Consider the following 17701-nt stretch of genomic DNA (forward strand, 5'->3'; position numbering starts at 1 on the left):
CATAAGGCAGGGATAGGCTGGGTAAACACCGGATGCCCCTGTCTTTGCTTTTGTTAGCAGGATTGGAAAATGAAATTGAAAGTGCGGTGCCTGACATGTCTTACCGGAAATTTGCCTATGTGTATGATGAATTAATGGAAGATATGCCTTATCCAGACTGGATAAGGTTTGCAAGAACAGCATGGGAAAAGCATGGAATGCCCAAAAGTGTCGCTGAACTTGGCTGTGGAACGGGCTCCATTACAATCCCGCTCGTGAACTCCGGTTTCGAAGTGACAGGCATTGACCTCTCATCAGATATGCTGTCGGTTGCGCGCAGCAAGATGGAGGCTACGCCTCAGGGTCATCGCTTGTACCGCGAGGGCAGTGTCCGTTGGGTGCAGCAGGATATGCGGGAATGGCGAGTTCCGGAAACTGTGGATTCGGTGATATCTTTCTGTGATTGCGTCAATTATCTGCTTGAACAAGAAGATGTCATTCGAACATTCCAGCGGACATACGAGATGCTGAAGCCTGGTGGAACGTTCCTGTTTGATGTGCATCATCCCAATACCCTTATTCGTTATGATGAAGAGCAGCCTTTTGTACTGGATGAGCGCTCCGTGTCGTATATTTGGACTTGTGATCTGGATCAGGATCGCTGTGAGATTGAGCATCATCTCAGTATTTTTTCGCGTGTGGATAATGGTAGCAAGGATATGTACCAGCGCTTTGAAGAAGTTCATGTCCAGCGTGCATATAATCCGGACTGGATGAAGCTGGAGTTGTCCAAGGCAGGCTTTAGAGACGTGAAGGTATATGCGGATTTTGAATGGAAAGAGGCCGGAGACAGCGCACAGCGCTTGTTCTACGTGGCTGTGAAGTAAGAGCGAATAATGAGAACTGTCCTTATGTATGTTGCATAAGGGCAGTTTTTTTGTTTGATTTACCATGGAGAATGAATAGCAATATTCTTAAATAGGGTAAAGGAATGCAAGAAAAGATATATCGACGTGACAAAAAGTATTGCCAGTTAAAGTAAAGGAGGTGATAATAGTCGGATAGAAAGCGTTTTCTGAGGAAATAAATCAAATGTCAATGTGAGGTGTAGAAGTGGAAAGTACATATAAAACAAGACTTTCGTCAGAACAGTTGAATGCCATAATAAAGCAGCATTTCTCTGCAAGTATACAGGACTACAAGGAAATGGTGGATGGCTGGGCCAATCATGCATATCTCATTACCCTAAGTGACGCACAGCGGGTGGTACTCAAAATTGCACCGTCGGCTTCGACAAATCTGATGCGCTGTGAACAGGATCTCATGATTGCCGAAGTTGAGGCACTACGCCTCATCACGGAGCTACAGGATGTTCCCGTACCCCAAGTGCTGGTTTATGATGATTCGTTAACCATTGCTTCAGCGCGTTATTTTATCATGGAGTATATGTCTGGAACACCCTATAATCAGGTTAAGGATCAATATTCTGCGGAAGAGCAGGAAGCCATTGAACACCAGCTGGGCCGGTACAATCGTCGAATTAATGAAATCAAGGGTGAGAAGTTTGGATATTTCTCGGAGCAAAAACAGCGTTATTCCACATGGAAAGAAGCATTTATGAATTTGATGGATGACATTCTTACCGATGGTGAAGAAGCCGGAATTACATTTTCGATCGATTACCCTGAATTGAGACGTTTGATTGAAGAAAAATCCAATGTATTGAACGATGTCAAAGAACCTGTGCTTGTCAGTTGGGATCTGTGGGATGGCAATGTGTTAATAGATAAAGGTCGAATCACAGCGATTATTGATTTTGAACGTTCACTGTGGGCAGATCCTCTGATGGAGCATTATTTCAGTCATTTTAACTATACGCCTGGTTTTGTGAAAGGGTATGGGCTTGCGATTACGACTGAAAGTGAATTGAAAAGAAGAAGTCTCTATGACTTGTACTTTGATCTGGTGCTGCGCATAGAGTGCGCTTATCGCCAATATGATAATCAGGAACATGTGAATTGGACCATTCATAATCTGGAGGAAGGCCTTGAGCGTTTTCGGTTATCCTGAACAGCAACCAGCGTTATGAAGGGTACAAACCGTAGACTTCAAGATGGCGATTATAACGTGTAATATTGACTTTGGGCTTGCTTTTTTATATAATGGTCCCGATATTGTATACATATTTCGATGATAAGGATCAGTAGTAATTCCTGTACATAACAGAGAGCCGGCGGTTGGTGCAAGCCGGTTGACAGTGATTTGCGAACTCGCCTTGGAGAAATGCGGTGATTACACCATTCTGTTTAACCTGCTTGTATAAAGCTTGGGTTCAGGAATGGAAATCCGCATCGGTTAACCGCCGTTACAGGTCCAAAGGGAGTGGATGACGAAGCACGTTCGTCCGCTAACTAGGGTGGTACCACGGGAATTCAACCTCTCGTCCCTAGCGCTGCAAACGCTACGGGATGCTGAGGTTTTTTTGTTGCAATTAAAGCTAAAGCGAATAACCTGAAGGAGGAACAATAGATGAGTGAGAATAACCAGCCGAAACACGGCTATCAGCCACAAGTCATGGAAAAAAGTTGGCAGCAATACTGGGATGCAAATAAAACGTTTAAAACGGGTGAGGACCCTGCTAAACCGAAATTTTATGCACTGGATATGTTCCCTTATCCATCCGGTTCAGGTCTGCACGTAGGTCACCCGGAAGGATATACGGCAACGGATATCGTTTCCCGTTACAAACGTATGCGCGGTTACAACGTATTGCACCCAATGGGGTGGGATGCTTTCGGTCTGCCTGCTGAGCAGCATGCACTGGATACAGGTGAACATCCACGAGATATTACATTCCGTAATATTGACAATTTCCGTCGCCAGATCAAATCGCTTGGTTTCTCCTATGACTGGGATCGTGAGATCAGCACAACGGACCCTGAATATTATAAATGGACGCAATGGATCTTTATCCAGCTGTACAATAAGGGCCTCGCTTATGTGGATGAAGTTGCAGTTAACTGGTGTGAAGCCCTTGGAACGGTACTTGCTAATGAAGAGGTTATTGATGGCAAGAGTGAACGTGGTGGACATCCGGTTGTACGCAAACCGATGCGTCAGTGGGTCCTGAGAATTACCGAGTATGCAGAGCGTCTGTTGGAAGACCTGGAAGAGCTGGATTGGTCTGAAAGCATCAAGGATATGCAACGTAACTGGATCGGTAAATCGACAGGTGCAGAAGTTGTATTTGCCATTGAAGGTCGCGAGGAAGTCATTAAGGTGTTCACTACCCGTGCGGACACATTGTTTGGTGCGAGCTTTGCAGTACTTGCTCCGGAACATGAATTGGTAGAAGCAATTACAACCGATGACCAACGTGAAGCTATTCAGGCTTATCAGGAGCAGGCTTCTCGTAAGAGTGATCTGGAACGTACGGATTTGGCCAAAGACAAAACAGGTGTTTTCACTGGCGCTTATGCAATCAACCCTGTTAATGGTGCAAAACTGCCGATCTGGATTGCTGATTACGTTCTTGCAGGTTACGGTACAGGCGCGGTTATGGCTGTTCCGGGTCATGATGCACGTGACTGGGAATTTGCGAAGCAGTTCGGTCTGGATATCATTGAGGTTATTCAAGGTGGCGACGTTACACAAGAGGCATATTCGGGTGATGGCGCGCATGTGAATTCCGATTTCCTGAACGGACTGAACAATGAAGAAGCGGTTGCCAAGATGATTGCTTGGCTGGAAGAGAACGGTAAAGGACAAGGGAAAGTAACCTATCGTCTGCGTGATTGGCTGTTCAGCCGTCAGCGTTACTGGGGTGAGCCAATCCCGATTCTGCATCTGGAAGACGGAACGATGAAGACCGTACCGGAGGATCAACTTCCACTGCTGCTGCCTGATATCGACCAGATCAAACCTTCGGGTACTGGAGAATCACCACTGGCGAATGTTACGGAGTGGGTGAATACGGTAGATCCGGAAACGGGAATGAAGGCACGTCGTGAGACCAACACCATGCCACAATGGGCAGGTAGCTGCTGGTATTACCTGCGTTTTATCGATCCGCACAATGACAAGGAACTGATCTCCAAGGAGAAACAGCAGCAATGGCTGCCAGTTGATCTGTACATTGGCGGAGCAGAGCACGCGGTACTTCACTTGCTGTACGCTCGTTTCTGGCACAAAGTGCTGTATGATCTGGGTGTTGTGGAGACCAAAGAACCTTTCCACAAACTGGTTAACCAAGGTATGATCCTGGGTACCAATAATGAGAAAATGAGTAAATCTCGTGGTAATGTCATTAACCCGGATGAAATCGTCAATGAATTCGGTGCAGATACATTGCGTCTGTACGAGATGTTCATGGGACCATTGGAAGCGACAAAACCGTGGAATGCAAACGGGGTTGAAGGCATGCACCGCTTCCTGTCACGTGTATGGCGTCTTTTCATTAACGAAGACACAGGAGCCATCAATGACAAGATTACGGTGGACGGTGGAACGGATGAGTTCAAGCGGACTGCTCACAAAACGATCAAAAAAGTTACGGAAGATCTGGAACACCTGCGCTTCAATACATCCATCAGCCAGCTGATGATTTTCATCAACGATGCATACAAAGCAGATACACTGCCTCGCGAAGCGATGGAGAACTTTGTGCAACTGTTGTCACCACTGGCACCGCATATGGCAGAGGAACTGTGGAGCCGTCTGGGTCATGAAGGTGGAATCTCTTACGTGGCTTGGCCTGAATATGATGAGTCCATGACAGTGGATGCGGAAGTAGAAATCGTTGTTCAGGTAAACGGTAAAATCGTAACTCGTGCTACGATCGCGAAGGATCTGGATGCACAGGGTATGCAGGACTTTACGATGGAGCTGGCACCTGTTAAGCAGGCGCTGGAAGGCAAGACCATTCGTAAGGTCATTGCCGTTCCAGGCAAACTCGTTAATATTGTTGCCGGTTAATCTCACCGGCTCGGAATAGTTCATCCAGCTTTAACAAATCTTCATCATATTTGTCATGTGTCGTGTGGATCAGGCTGTCGAAAACGCCGTCGAGACTTACCTTCAGCAGTGCAAGTGCCTGAGCGGTAATACCGCCAGGTACAGCGACACGAGCCTGAAGCTCTTGCGGGGTGTATCCTCCTTCGGTGAGCAGCTTGCCTGTGCCCAGGAGCATTTCGCCAGCCAGAGCGCAGGCATCTGCCCTTTTGATACCTGTCAGCTTCACCGCACTTTCGATCCACTGTTCCAAAAAGAACGATATGAATGCAGGTCCGCAGCTGGAGAAGTCGGATGTGATTCGTGTACAGGCTTCATCCACTTGGTACGGCCTGCCTATATGACTGAGCAGACTTTCCAACACAGCGCGGTCTTCACTGGTCATTCGTTCGCCATGTATGCAGAGGGATGCTCCACTGCCGACTTGGTGTGTGACGCTGGGAATTACCTTGGAGACTTTGCAAGGAAGTGAAGATTCCAGATGTCGCAGCTGCACGGGACTGGTGATCGAGACAATTATATGATTGGGATTCACGACAGGCAGGATGTCGTCAATGACATGTTTGAATTCAAGCGGCTTCACGCACAGGAAGATGATATTACTTCGGATCACCGTTTCCCGATTGCTCTGGGATTCATGCAGACCGGGGTAACGGAGGGATAACTGACGTACTTTGGACGGGGTTCGATTGCTGGCGGCGATCTGCCGGGGCTCAAGTGCACCCGATTGGATCAGGGCATAGATTAGTAGGCTGCCCATGCTGCCGGTTCCGATAAATCCAACCTTCATTGTTTCAGGCCTCCTTTCATGCTTTACGGTACTGGCGCAGTTCATTCCCTCTATTCTATGCGTGAGGACCTGTTTCACATGACATGAAAAATGCACAACTTGTTTCATCAGGAAAGTTCAACGGTTCGGAAGCACCGCCCGTGTTCGAAATGAATGATTTTGAATTCAGGGAGAGGTGTGGAAGAATGAGATGGAATAAAGGGATGACCATTGCTGCTGCGGTGGTTGGAAGTATACTTATATTATGGTCGGGCAAAAGTGAACAACCACCTAGTGGCTGGGAACCCTTGCAGCTCGGCACCGAGAAGCCGACGATAGAGCAGGAACTCCCTGCTGTACAGTCGGCTACTTCGGTTCAGGGCAATACAGGAACATCTTTGGGAACGGATGTAAGTGGGCTGCAGACTGGAAATGAGGCAAAGGCAGGAGAGTCTAAAGAGCTTGCGAGCGTTGCAGTTGAAGGTGATTCAGTAGTTCAAACTACAAGTCAGACGAACGATATTCCATCGGCTACTGCTACTTTGACTGAACCGGTTGTGCAGGGTACGAATTCGAATCCTTCGGTTACCTCCGAGACGGGCTCGAACAGTAATCCACCTGTAGTTCGTGAGGAAGCTGGCGACAATGGCAAGATTGATGTGAATACCGCTCCTGTCTCCAAGCTTATAGAGCTTCCCGGAATTGGGGAGAAGAAAGCTCAGGCTATTGTGGACTATCGGAATGCACATGGTCCTTTTGCAAAAGTCAGTGATCTGACAAAGGTCAAAGGGATCGGCATGAAGATGCTGGAGAAGATGGCACCGTATGTGCAGATCCGGTAATATTAGAATAAAAAATGTGTTGAGCGGGAGGAAAGCAGCATGAGTACAGTAGAGGTACGCAAGGACTGGGATACGTATTTTATGGACATCGCGTATATGGTTTCCACCCGTTCCCGCTGTTCGCGTCGTCATGTGGGTGCAGTTCTTGTTCAGGGAAAGAAACTGCTGGGAACAGCCTATAATGGTGCACCCACCGGCGTCCCGGATTGTTCTGAAGCAGGTTGTATGATATCGGAAGAGTATGAGTTGGTCGTGACCGATGGGCAAGAAGAAATGGTGAAAAAGCAACGATGCATTCGCACAATCCATGCGGAGCAAAACTTGCTTTTATTCACAGATCGAATCGACCGCGAAGGCTCGTCCGTGTATGTGACCGACGAACCGTGCTGGACATGTGCCAATATGCTGGCGAATAGCGGGATTACAGAAATCGTCTTTCATCGTTCTTATCCTAAAGATACCGGTAAGGTTACAAATATGATGGAACAGAAGGGCATAACGTTCCGCAGGCTGGAGAATTACCAGCCCCCGCGGGAAACGATGATGACTGTGAGCAATTAATGTAAATATGATCGAATACGCGAGGGAGAACCTCCGGCAAGCCTGAATTGGCTTTCCGGGGGTTTTTCTGCGTTCAACGGGTGAAATGAAGGAGGGGTAGAAATGAAAGGCAGACCATTATTAAGTTTTACGATTTGTTGGTTGTGCGGGAGCGGGATAGCATGTGCGTTAACAGGCTGGACGTTAATCTTGGGGTTAATTGGAGCTCTGGCATGTCTGCCACTTTTACTTCGTTTTATAGATGTGCGTGGATGGTCTGTTTTATTTTTACTCGCTGCCTTTATTGGAGGCGCTGTACATTGGGAGTGGAATGACGCACGCAATCATAGCAGTCTGCCGGAGACCATGCATATCGCTACTCATGAGTTGGACGGATGGTCAGCTGAAATTCAGGGTGAGCTGGTGTCAGATGTACGCATTGATGGAGATCGGGCTGACTTTAAGATTCAGATGTCTTCAATATTACCAATATCGGATTCAGCAGACACAGATCTTGTAGCATCATCTGCATTCAACATAGATGAACAATTGATGGTACAAGTCAGACTGTTGGAGGAAGAAGAACAACAGGTAGCAGCGGGCTGGAAGAGGGGCGATTTGATCACGCTTAATGGTTCTTTTGTCCTTCCTGGTGAAGCCAGGAACTTTGGCGGGTTTGATTATCGCAGTTACTTGCGCACCCTGCATATCCACTGGTTGTTCAAAGTGAAGGGAGCCAGTTCGGTCACAGTAGTTGCTCCTGAGGGACTTGGACAATATAACGTACTACGGTGGACGGATTGGACTAGGCATAAGTTGGGCTCGGCGGTTGAGCAGTTATTTCCAGAGCCTCATGCAGGTTATATGAAGGGTCTTATTATCGGGATGTCTACTGATATCGATCCAGGTACCTATGGTCAGTTTTCACAACTCGGTCTAACGCATATCCTGGCAATCTCCGGGACCCATGTAGCTGTATATGTAGCTTCTCTTCTCCTTATTCTATCCTGGCTAAGGCTTACCAGAGAGGCGGCACTCACGATTGTTCTGATCCTGGTGCCAGCTTATGTACTGTTATCCGGTGGTTCACCTTCAGTGATTCGGGCAGGAATGATGTCCATGATTGGGTTGTATATGGCACGCCGTGGTCTCGCCAGAGACGGTCTTCAGATGATCAGTACAGCAGCGTTGCTGATGATGTGGTGGGACCCGTACTTTTTGCTGAGCGTGAGCTTCCAGTTATCCTTTCTTGTGACCGCAGGTTTGATGATCTACATGCCATTGATTAACCGACTGTTCAGCAGCTGGCCGAAATCACTGGCTGCAACAGCATCCGTAACGGTGACCGCTCAGCTGATTTCATTCCCAGTAACCATTCTCTATTTCAATCAGTTCTCATTACTTTCATTTGTGGCCAACTTTCTGCTGGTTTCTTTAATCAGTGCCATTGTATTACCTCTAGGGACGGTTGCCATGCTGTTGTCATTCCTATGGGTTCCCTTGGCGAAACCTCTCGCGTGGGTTGCGATTCAACTGAATCAACTGACATTTGTAAGCGTGGAGTGGATGAACAGCCTGCCAGGTTTTGTATTGATCTGGGCAACACCGTCCTTGTTATGGATTGCCGCATATTATGCTGTGTTGTATGCCTTACTCTACCTGTTGCATCGTGGCAATGGTGAGCAGCAAGAAACAGCGTTTGTTGAGGAAGAGACGGCTCCTCTTGTGAGGGGGCAACCTTCAGTTTCAATGGCGAATATGGGCATTCGTTCTTCGGTGTCTACGGTGGCACAGGATCAAGGTAAGAACCGTGTAGATGGAAAAGAAACTTCATTAACGACATTAGGAGCCAGTATTGCCTGGCCGGAGTATACAAGTGCATTTACTGCACGAGGTGCAGGTTATTATGCGCATCAACGAATGAGTAAAGTTCAGCGTGGGTTGTGCGGCTTGCTCGCAATCAGCTTTGTTGCTGGATTGTGGTTGGCATATCAGACTCCCAAGCCTGCTGGAACCGGCATTGTGCAGTTTTTGGATATTGGTCAGGGAGACAGCACATTGATTACAACCCCGGAAGGCAAACACATTCTGGTGGATGGCGGGGGAACAGTTAGTTTTGGGAACACCGAAAAGACTTGGAAAACAAGACGTGACCCATATGAGGTAGGTGCCAAGGTGGTTGTTCCTCTATTGAAAAAGAGAGGCATCCATCAACTGGACGCTGTCATTGTAACGCATGCAGATCAGGATCATGCCGGAGGACTACAGGCTGTGCTGGAACAGATTCCAGTTAAACGTTTCATGTTTAATGGCACGACCAGCGGTAAAGAAAACTTTGATAAATTACTGAATACAGCCATGGAACGGAAAATTCCTCTGTACGCCATTCAGCAGGGCATGTCCTATAAGGCTGACAAGCAGACGAGTTTACATTTTATAGCTCCGGATCTGGCACATATGGATGTAAATGTATCAGGCAATTTGCCTGTGTCTGAACACCAGAATCATGATTCCGTTGTCTTTTTGCTGGAAATGGCCGGGGCTTCCATGTTGTTCACCGGGGACATGGATGCAGCAGCCGAGCAGGACCTGCTCTATATGATTCAGGATGGCTCGTTGGCTGCTCAGTTTGAACAGAAAGGTGCAGATATTGGAGTTACAGAGGGAGTTGTACAAAGGATACTTACACGACCATTGCAGATTGATTCAAATGATGCTTCAGCGTCGTCGTCTGTATCCATTGACGTGCTAAAGGTCGCTCATCATGGTAGTAAAACGTCGTCAACCGAAGCTTGGCTCCAATACTGGAACGCCAAAACCGCTGTGATATCTGCAGGAGTTAACAATACATATGGGCATCCCAATCCGGGAGTGATGGAACGTCTGGAGGCTACCGGGTCAGAGATCTATAGGACGGATCAGATGGGTGAGGTTCAGATGAGAGTGAAAGATGGGAAAATTGATATTCGGTACAAGTTGGTCGGGGTTGAGTGACGGCACGCAATCTACTTATCGGTGTGAAGATGAGTGAAGAAAACTCCGATTTAATACCAACTGGAAGGTTAAAAAGACAAGAGAACATACAACAATGTGGATAGTTTGAGCAGAAAAAGTATTGAAGTTACGTGTAAATATCGAGTAGATGATCCCACCTGTGAAGCCTAATAGAACATATGCTGCAATAGCAACGATCAATCTCATATACGTATTATCTTTTTTTCTGTATAAAAGTAATCCATCCGCCAATATAGAAAGTGGCGTAATTAAGAAAAGTAAAATAGCGAGGTTAATCAATAATCCAACCGCAAATTTATACCCGAATGAATAATAGTAAGTATTCTCTAATCTTTCATCTATAGGGACATAGTGATATATCCCCATTGCAAGTGAAATGAGAACTGCAGTTAATACAGCTGCAACTATTTTTCCGCGCGGCCTATTGATTCTATGGGATTTTGTCATTCGAATATTGACCTCCATCTTAAATAACTATATTCAACAAGAGATAAACTAAGGGAGTTACTATATTTTAACATACAGAGGTTGAAGAAACAGTTAAACGATTTTATGCTGATTGAGATGATACCAATTCATCACTTAATCACTTCATTTGATTGCAGGTTACAGCACAGCACAAAAAAAGCCCGCTTTCCGTTACACTCCACGAGGGAGAATATCGGAAAACGGGCCATTTTTTCAAATGGTAGAAGAAATATAAGAACTACTCCACGCCATCCTTAAAGTGTTTGTTCCAGTGTTTATCGCCTTTGTGCAACAGATCTTCTACCGTTTTCTCAAGAGTCATCAACAGCTGTGCTCTGACATCAAGTACGGTTTCTCTGTACAAGCGTTCTTCCGATCCAACGATTTTATCGCCGTATAATGCCTGTGCAGCTACGTACTTCCGATGTTCCTCGACCAGAGTATCAATGGACTCCAATGCATGTTCCACAAAGTGGGAAATACTTTGGTATTCTTTGGGCATTTGTTCTTTTAAAGCTTGAATTTTCGCAAGAGCTGGCATGCTCATCACCTCGTGTTTATGAATGTAAATTTACAATACACTATTTTCATGAAAATTGCATTAAAATCAGCTTAAATTTGGACAAATTTCGACTTTTTTTATTTTAGGAGCCAAAAAAGTGCTTATCTATAATGTATGCCATTGCATTTGAATTGAGTCGTGTAAGTAATGGAATCCCTTTTGGATACGTTTGGTGACTCGTTATGCAATTTCTGTTATTCTAAGAGAAGATTTCAGCGGCCCTAATACATACGCCGTTATTTTGTTATGGCAAATTAAAAAAATACTTAACTTTGCAACAATTTTATTGATGATTACGTCTGTAAGGTTGCAGGGAGAGGGGGATCCTTTGTGGTAGAGCCGGAACTCATCAGAGCCGCTCAATCGGGCGATCGCGACGCTCTAATTACCCTATTGCGGGAGATTGAACAACATGTCTATCGAACCGCATATTACATTCTAAATAATGAACAGGACGCTTTGGATGCTGCGCAGGAAGCGTTGATCCGAATTTACACCAAAATCAACTCATACGAAGAAAAGGCCCAATTCAAAACATGGGTACAACGCATCGTTACGAACATCTGTATTGATAAATTCAGAAGAACCAAGCCGTCTGTCTCCATTGACGAACATGACATGGTTTTTCAGGATAATCAGGATGTGGAATACGAGGTCATGTCTACATATGTGGCCCAAGACATTCAGGATGCGATCAACAAGCTTCCCGAGCATCATCGTACCGTTATTGTTCTAAGATATTTGCAGGACTTATCCTACAATGAAATTGCGGATTGTCTCGATCTTCCGTTGAATACGGTGAAATCTTATTTATTTAGAGCCAGACAGCAATTACAGAATCTACTACAGGAATATCAGAAAGGTGGTGTGACAGGATGAAATGCGAAGAGGTGGTGGAATGGATGCACCGCTATCTGGATCATGATCTGGGCGAGGCGGAAACCGCGCAGATGCTACAGCATGTGGCGAAGTGTCCGGAGTGCGCCGAGAATTTTAGTTTACTCAGAGCTCTTTCCAGAGAACTGGAAGAATTACCGCAAGTAAGCCCGAAATTTAGTCTGGTTGATGCGATTATGCCACAGCTTGATGCCATTGACGAAGCGCGGAAGGAACAAAGTAGCACCATACAGGAAATGAATCCTGTCCCCGCTGCATTTGAGAATTTACAACGTTCAAGTGAGCGGAAAACGAAGCAAAAATGGCTTAACTCAATGGCAGGACGTATGTCCATGGGTGCAGCGGCAGCAGCAGTTGTTTTGGGATTTGCCATCTGGGGATACCAGCCTGAACAGATTGAGAATGCCGATTCCATGCTGATGAGCTCTGGGGCTTCTCAAGAGAGTGGCAATGTGGATGAGAATCCATTGAGCAAGAGTATTGAAAATTCTGATCCTGCCACTTCAGCCGAACCAAGCAGCAACGATGTGTTTGTGGATCAATCGAATGTTTCACCGACTGAACCAGACAACCAAGGCGTAGAAACAATTCCTGAAGAGAACGGTGGAGATGAGGTACAGGAGCCTGAAGTTCAGTCAGATCCGACACCTAAACAACCGGCTACCGAATCAACACCTGCTCCTAATAAAGGAACTCAGGATAATTCGTCTAAAACTCCTCCGACCGATAATCAGAATAATCAGGTTCAGAACCAAGATTCTGAGCAGAGAATTCAGGGATCAGGAGATTCTCCTAAATCTTCTGCAGATGGGGAAGAGAATGGAGTAACAGAAACGGAAAATGGAGATGCGAAATCCTTCACTTCTCAGGATACAACACCTAATATGACTGAAGATGTTCCGGTTGAAGGTAATACTGTACCTGATTCCAGTGCAGGTGCAGACGCTTCTGGAGGAAACAAAGGATTCGCGGCAGGACCGGATCAGGGAATGACTACAACGGCAGCACCAAAAGAATGGAAATCACCTGACGGCTCCTATGTAGTTATGCTTATTGGTGATCAACTCAGCATATACTCCAAACCTGCCAATGAACCGGATGTTCTAAATTTGGTTGAACAACGCAGTATAGAGGGGACACTGAAGTCAGCGAGTTGGTCCAAGGATGGTACTCTATTTAATTACGAAACGGACAAGGACGGAACAACGGCGAAGAACTCGTTTAATGTACCTGCTGTTTCAGGTGGAGCTCCTGCGAAATAATTAAAAATGGGGAGTGCGCTCCTCTAAACGAAAGAACATTTTCAGTATGACAAGCATATAGTGGAAGTAACAAAACGTCCTATCTCAGTTCAAACAACTGACGTCGTATGACCGCGCACCGGCTTTTTCTAGAACTGCTGGTGTCTGCGTTTATATAGATGTAGGACAGGGGACCTTCATCCATAACTGGATGTAAGGTCCCTTTGTTGTCTTGCGTTTTTTCTGGTAGGATAAGAGGGATAAGGAGGCGCCGTGAATGGATGTAAAAAGTGCAACAAAGGCAATACGTAATGGAGAAACGGCACCGATCTATGTGCTGTACGGAACGGAGAAGTACCAGATACAGCAATTTACGGATATGTTAAAAGAACAGGTTATTGAAGAAGAACATCGTGATTTTGCGATTATTCCATATGATTTGTCTGAAACGGCTGTGGAGGTCGTTATTGAAGAAGCAGAGACTGTACCTTTTCTCGTTCCTCGCAAATTAATTATTGTAAGGGACGCGAGCCTGTTCACCGCAGGTAAAGAATCCAAGATTGAACATCAGGTTGATCGTCTGCTTACATATATGGAAAATCCGGCAGATTACAGTACGATTGTTTTCTTGGCCCAAGGGGATAAGCTGGATGAGCGTAAGAAACTGGTGAAGGCTGTCAAGAAACAGGCAGTAGTTCTTGCTTTTGCTCCACTCAGTGGAGATGAGTTATTGAATTGGATAGTGAAACTGGCGAAGCAGCGGGATGTTTCCTTGGAGACGGGAGCGGCGGAAACGTTGATCAGCTATGCAGGAACAGGTCTTCAGACCCTGTCTGCTGAAGTAGACAAGTTATGTTTGTTTGCGGGTAATGGGGGGACAATCAAGCGTGCGGATATCGAGTCACTGGTTGCCCGTAGTACAGAGCAGAATGTATTCTCGCTGGTCGAAGAACTCGCTAATTTGCGACTGGAGAAAGCGTTGGCTCTTTTCTATGAGTTGCTGAAGCAGCGGGAAGAACCGATTAAAATTGCGGCTTTAATCGCACGTCAGTTTCGGATCATGATCCAGGTGAAAGAGTTGGGCCAACAAAGTTACTCCCAGCAGCAGATTGCCAGTCAGCTTGGTCTGCATCCGTATGCTGTTAAGATTGCGGGTGAACAAGCTCGTAAATTTCAGCCGGAACGTCTGAGAATGATTTTGAGTCACCTCAGCGAACTGGATTACCAGATGAAAACAGGAGCGGTGGATAAAGTGCTTGGTCTGGAGCTGTTCTTATTGAGACTTGGTGCCTGAATGGACACGTAAACGTAATAGATTACTAGTGTGAATAACAAACAAAGCGACCTTTGCTCCATGATCGTTTAATCATCGGAATAAAGGTCGCTTTTGTTTGTGTCTTATACTTATCGAATCAGATACTAAAAAATCCTGAAAGCCTATGCTGTTCAGGATTTTTCCATTGGATCGTATAAGTAACGCTTCTTACGCTTGTGCGGAAAGAGCGTTCAGTTTTTTCGCCAAGCGAGACTTTTTGCGTGCTGCAGCATTTTTATGAACCAGACCTTTAGTTACAGCCTTGTCCAGCTTTTTGGAAGCAGCTTGAATCGCAGCTTTTGCAGTATCAACTTCGTTACTTACCAGAGCAGCATCAGCAGCTTTAACAGCTGTACGGAGTGCAGACTTCTGGGAAGCGTTGAGTGCGCGGCGCTTGTCGCTCGTTTTTACGCGTTTAACAGCGGATTTGATGTTTGGCATTACATTCACCTCCTGTAAGGCATTTGCATGAATACAAACGTTTCACAACTTAAAATATTCTATCACGCTAGCATGTAAAATGCAACAGATATTCCTATGATGTTCGACATGCTGTATAAAGAAACCCTTTTTCCCACACAATATGCTCAAATGCGGTAAGGGAGGCAGGGACAGAATGACACTGGATTTGCAAAACTATACAGTTCGTACCGATTTGGCGATCGACTCCAAGGAAATGGCGCAAGGTGGACAGAAACAGACGATCCCCGGACTGCGGGAAGATGTGGAGAAAAAAGAGGGCATTACGATTACACGCATTGATGTCCTGACTGAAGAAGCAGCAACGGCTATTGGTCGGGTGAAAGGTCACTATGTCACCTTGGAAGTACCTTCACTACGGAATGGTGATACCGAGTTACAGGAGCGAGTTGCTGCCGAGTTCACTCGTGAAATGGAAGATTTTATGGTTAAAGCTGGAATCAACAAAACATCCAAGGTCTTGATTGTTGGCCTGGGCAACTTGAATGTCACCCCGGATTCACTCGGTCCACTTGTTGTGGAAAATCTGATGGTAACCCGTCAGTATTTCGAATTGGTGCCAGATCAGGTAGCGCCAGGGTATCGGGAAGTCAGCGCGATTGCTCCCGGCGTGTTAGGTACAACGGGCATTGAATCCAGTGACATCGTACAGGGGATTGTAGATCGGACCAAGCCGGATGCCATTATTGCGATTGATGCGCTGGCCTCCCGTTCCTTGGAACGTGTAAATACAACGATTCAGGTAGCGGACATTGGTATTCATCCGGGATCCGGTATTGGAAACAAACGGCGTGGCCTGACTCGTGAAATATTAGGTGTGCCTTGCATCGCCATCGGAGTACCAACCGTATGTTATGCGTCCACTATTGTGAACAATGTGATTGAGATGATGCGTTCACACTTTCGCCAGGAAACGGATCAGACCAAACAGATCATGGGTATGCTGGACGACATCGGTGAGCAAGATCGCTTGAGTCTGGTGAAAGAGGTACTTGAGCCACTGGGTCATGACCTCATAGTTACCCCAAAGGAAATCGATGAGTTTATTGAGGGAATTGCCAATGTTATCGCTACAGGACTTAACGCTGCACTCCACGATGCAGTGAATCCGGATAACGTAGCCGCCTATACACATTAAAACTTAAAACTGCTGAGAAGAAGGTCCGAATCTATCGGACTTTCTTTTTTTTGTTTCTGGAATCTTTCATTTTCCTGTTCTATCAAATTGGGCCGGCTCATAGAGTTGAAGTATAAGAGTTGTCCAGCAGGGAAGGAGACAGCAGAATGAACAAGATATTGGCCTGGAATATTGGAAAGTGGAAAAAAAGATGTCTGCACGTGCTGGCCATGGGCCGTACGTTGTTGTTGCTTATGATCATATCTGCCTTGTTTTTTGTCGTACTGGGTCTGGGGGGCATGGCAGAGAAACGCTTGAATAATTCACCCGTTTCTTCCATGAAAGGATTTGCGAGTGCCGTATCAAGCCGCTTTTTCGTTGATATGCTCGGTATGGAGATGCCTCATCTCACCCAGAAGGAACAGACCTCTGCCATATCCGGTGAGAATCTCACCTCATTTGTTTTCCAATTACTAACGAATGTAAATCCTCAAGACCCCAAGAGCCTGATTGCGAGAGAAATGCCGGGCATGGGTTCCAACCAACCTGTTCTGCTCCGTCCTGGATCTGGTAACGAAAAAGCCGAGGCTCCTGAAGATTATCAACCCGGTCCCGGTCTTACGGATACGGCTTCCGCAGGTGGAGGGAAACCCGGTAGTGAACTGCATGTTCCACCAGGCCAGGACAATACGGATCCGCCTGAGTCGAGTGAGCCTGGAGATGGAGAAGGTAAAGAGGATCCCCCAGCGAAGAATGGTGAGAAAGACAATTCAGGCTCACCGACAACAGGCAAAAAATCAATTCTTATCTATCATTCCCATCCACGGGAAGGTTACAATCCACTGCTAGGTACGAAAAGTGATAATCCATCATCAGGCAAATCAACAGGCAATGTATTTCAAGTGGGGACCTACCTCTCAGACAGTCTGGAGAAGCTGGGAATCGGCGTAGAACACGCCAAGGATGATTATCCCACTAAAGTAAAGGATTATAACTGGAACTATTCTTATAAATACTCCCGTCAAACGGTAAAAGCGGCACTCGCTCAAAATGATGATCTGACATATCTCATAGACATTCATCGTGATTCACAGCGTCATGGCAAAACAACAACCACTATTAATGACTTGGGCTACGCCAAAGTGTATTTCATTATTGGACATGAAAATCCAAATTGGCGGCAGAATGAAGCCTTTGCAGCGAAAATTCATAAGAAACTGGAAGCCAAGTATCCTGGGGTATCCCGTGGTGTGTGGGGCAAAGATGGTGGAGGAGCCAACAATGGAGAGTATAACCAAACCCTCTCACCCAACAGCATTTTAATTGAGATTGGTGGTATCGACAACACAGGTGCTGAGCTCCAACGGACATCGAAGATTCTAGCAGACATGATTGCCCAAGTGTATTGGGAAGATCAGAAGGTGGACAAAGCCAGTGCGGAAACCTCGTCGCAGGGTGGATAGGAA

15 protein-coding genes and 1 other annotated feature are annotated in these 17701 nt (G+C 46.1%); of the genes, 11 read left to right on the forward strand and 4 right to left on the reverse strand.

All coding sequences use genetic code 11. From position 1 onward, the window contains the following. Nucleotides 1–95: 95 nt before the first annotated feature. The 3 genes from MHI14_RS08970 (at nt 96) to leuS (ending at nt 4953) form a co-directional block, all read left to right on the forward strand. Nucleotides 96–866, forward strand: coding sequence for a class I SAM-dependent DNA methyltransferase (locus MHI14_RS08970; RefSeq protein WP_341131688.1), 771 nt, complete (start codon nt 96–98; stop codon nt 864–866). A 226-nt stretch (nt 867–1092) separates the two neighbouring features. Then, on the forward strand, nt 1093–2049 hold the full coding sequence (locus tag MHI14_RS08975) for a phosphotransferase family protein (protein ID WP_289389905.1): 957 nt from the start codon (nt 1093–1095) through the stop codon (nt 2047–2049). 111 nt (nt 2050–2160) lie between these two features. Then, nucleotides 2161–2430: a binding site (T-box leader), on the forward strand. 78 nt (nt 2431–2508) lie between these two features. Then, nucleotides 2509–4953 (forward strand): leucine--tRNA ligase, encoded by a 2445-nt coding sequence (gene leuS / locus MHI14_RS08980; protein ID WP_124115957.1) that lies wholly within the window; start codon nt 2509–2511, stop codon nt 4951–4953. On the opposite strand, the gene comER is transcribed toward leuS, so the two are convergent. Next, nucleotides 4934–5779: a late competence protein ComER gene (comER, locus tag MHI14_RS08985; protein ID WP_036615122.1), complete on the reverse strand. Its 846-nt coding sequence runs from the start codon at nt 5777–5779 to the stop codon at nt 4934–4936. The two genes, leuS and comER, sit on opposite strands and share 20 nt — an antisense overlap. A 185-nt stretch (nt 5780–5964) precedes the next feature. Between comER and MHI14_RS08990 the strand changes: the two genes are divergently transcribed. The 3 genes from MHI14_RS08990 (at nt 5965) to MHI14_RS09000 (ending at nt 10134) form a co-directional block, all read left to right on the forward strand. Further along, entirely contained in the window at nt 5965–6600 is a 636-nt protein-coding gene (locus MHI14_RS08990) for a ComEA family DNA-binding protein (protein WP_341130204.1), read from the forward strand. 39 nt (nt 6601–6639) lie between these two features. Beyond that, nucleotides 6640–7161 (forward strand): deoxycytidylate deaminase, encoded by a 522-nt coding sequence (locus MHI14_RS08995; protein ID WP_091028354.1) that lies wholly within the window; start codon nt 6640–6642, stop codon nt 7159–7161. Between the two features lie 102 nt (nt 7162–7263). Beyond that, the gene (locus tag MHI14_RS09000) at nt 7264–10134 is read left to right on the forward strand and encodes a ComEC/Rec2 family competence protein (protein WP_341130205.1); all 2871 of its coding nucleotides are present in this window, start codon (nt 7264–7266) and stop codon (nt 10132–10134) included. 15 nt (nt 10135–10149) lie between these two features. Here the strand turns inward: MHI14_RS09000 and MHI14_RS09005 are convergent, their stop codons facing one another. Both MHI14_RS09005 and MHI14_RS09010 read right to left on the reverse strand, forming a co-directional pair. Continuing rightward, entirely contained in the window at nt 10150–10602 is a 453-nt protein-coding gene (locus tag MHI14_RS09005) for a hypothetical protein (protein WP_341130206.1), read from the reverse strand. A 259-nt stretch (nt 10603–10861) separates the two neighbouring features. Continuing rightward, nucleotides 10862–11164 (reverse strand): hypothetical protein, encoded by a 303-nt coding sequence (locus MHI14_RS09010; RefSeq protein WP_062835531.1) that lies wholly within the window; start codon nt 11162–11164, stop codon nt 10862–10864. A gap of 351 nt (nt 11165–11515) precedes the next feature. On the opposite strand from MHI14_RS09010, the gene MHI14_RS09015 reads away from it, so the two are divergent. The 3 genes from MHI14_RS09015 to holA all read left to right on the forward strand — a co-directional run bounded on the left by MHI14_RS09015 (nt 11516) and on the right by holA (nt 14617). Then, nucleotides 11516–12064, forward strand: a complete 549-nt coding sequence (locus MHI14_RS09015; RefSeq protein ID WP_017687205.1) for an RNA polymerase sigma factor — start codon at nt 11516–11518, stop codon at nt 12062–12064. Beyond that, nucleotides 12061–13344, forward strand: a complete 1284-nt coding sequence (locus tag MHI14_RS09020; protein ID WP_341130207.1) for a zf-HC2 domain-containing protein — start codon at nt 12061–12063, stop codon at nt 13342–13344. The genes MHI14_RS09015 and MHI14_RS09020 overlap by 4 nt, the downstream gene beginning before the upstream one ends. A 256-nt stretch (nt 13345–13600) precedes the next feature. Next, complete coding sequence (holA, locus tag MHI14_RS09025) at nt 13601–14617, forward strand: DNA polymerase III subunit delta (RefSeq protein WP_091028363.1); 1017 nt, start codon at nt 13601–13603, stop codon at nt 14615–14617. 189 nt (nt 14618–14806) lie between these two features. Here holA and rpsT read toward each other — a convergent pair whose 3' ends face one another. Next, a complete protein-coding gene (gene rpsT / locus MHI14_RS09030) occupies nt 14807–15079 on the reverse strand; it encodes a 30S ribosomal protein S20 (protein WP_024628504.1) in 273 nt (90 codons plus the stop codon). Nucleotides 15080–15254: 175 nt separating this feature from the next. Between rpsT and gpr the strand changes: the two genes are divergently transcribed. Together gpr and MHI14_RS09040 are read left to right on the forward strand one after the other, a co-directional pair. Beyond that, nucleotides 15255–16256 (forward strand): GPR endopeptidase, encoded by a 1002-nt coding sequence (gene gpr / locus MHI14_RS09035; protein WP_091013937.1) that lies wholly within the window; start codon nt 15255–15257, stop codon nt 16254–16256. A gap of 146 nt (nt 16257–16402) precedes the next feature. Beyond that, a complete protein-coding gene (locus tag MHI14_RS09040; RefSeq protein ID WP_289389898.1) occupies nt 16403–17698 on the forward strand; it encodes a stage II sporulation protein P in 1296 nt (431 codons plus the stop codon). Nucleotides 17699–17701 lie beyond the last annotated feature (3 nt).

Source organism: Paenibacillus sp. FSL K6-2393 (assembly GCF_038002545.1).
Lineage (GTDB): Bacteria > Bacillota > Bacilli > Paenibacillales > Paenibacillaceae > Paenibacillus.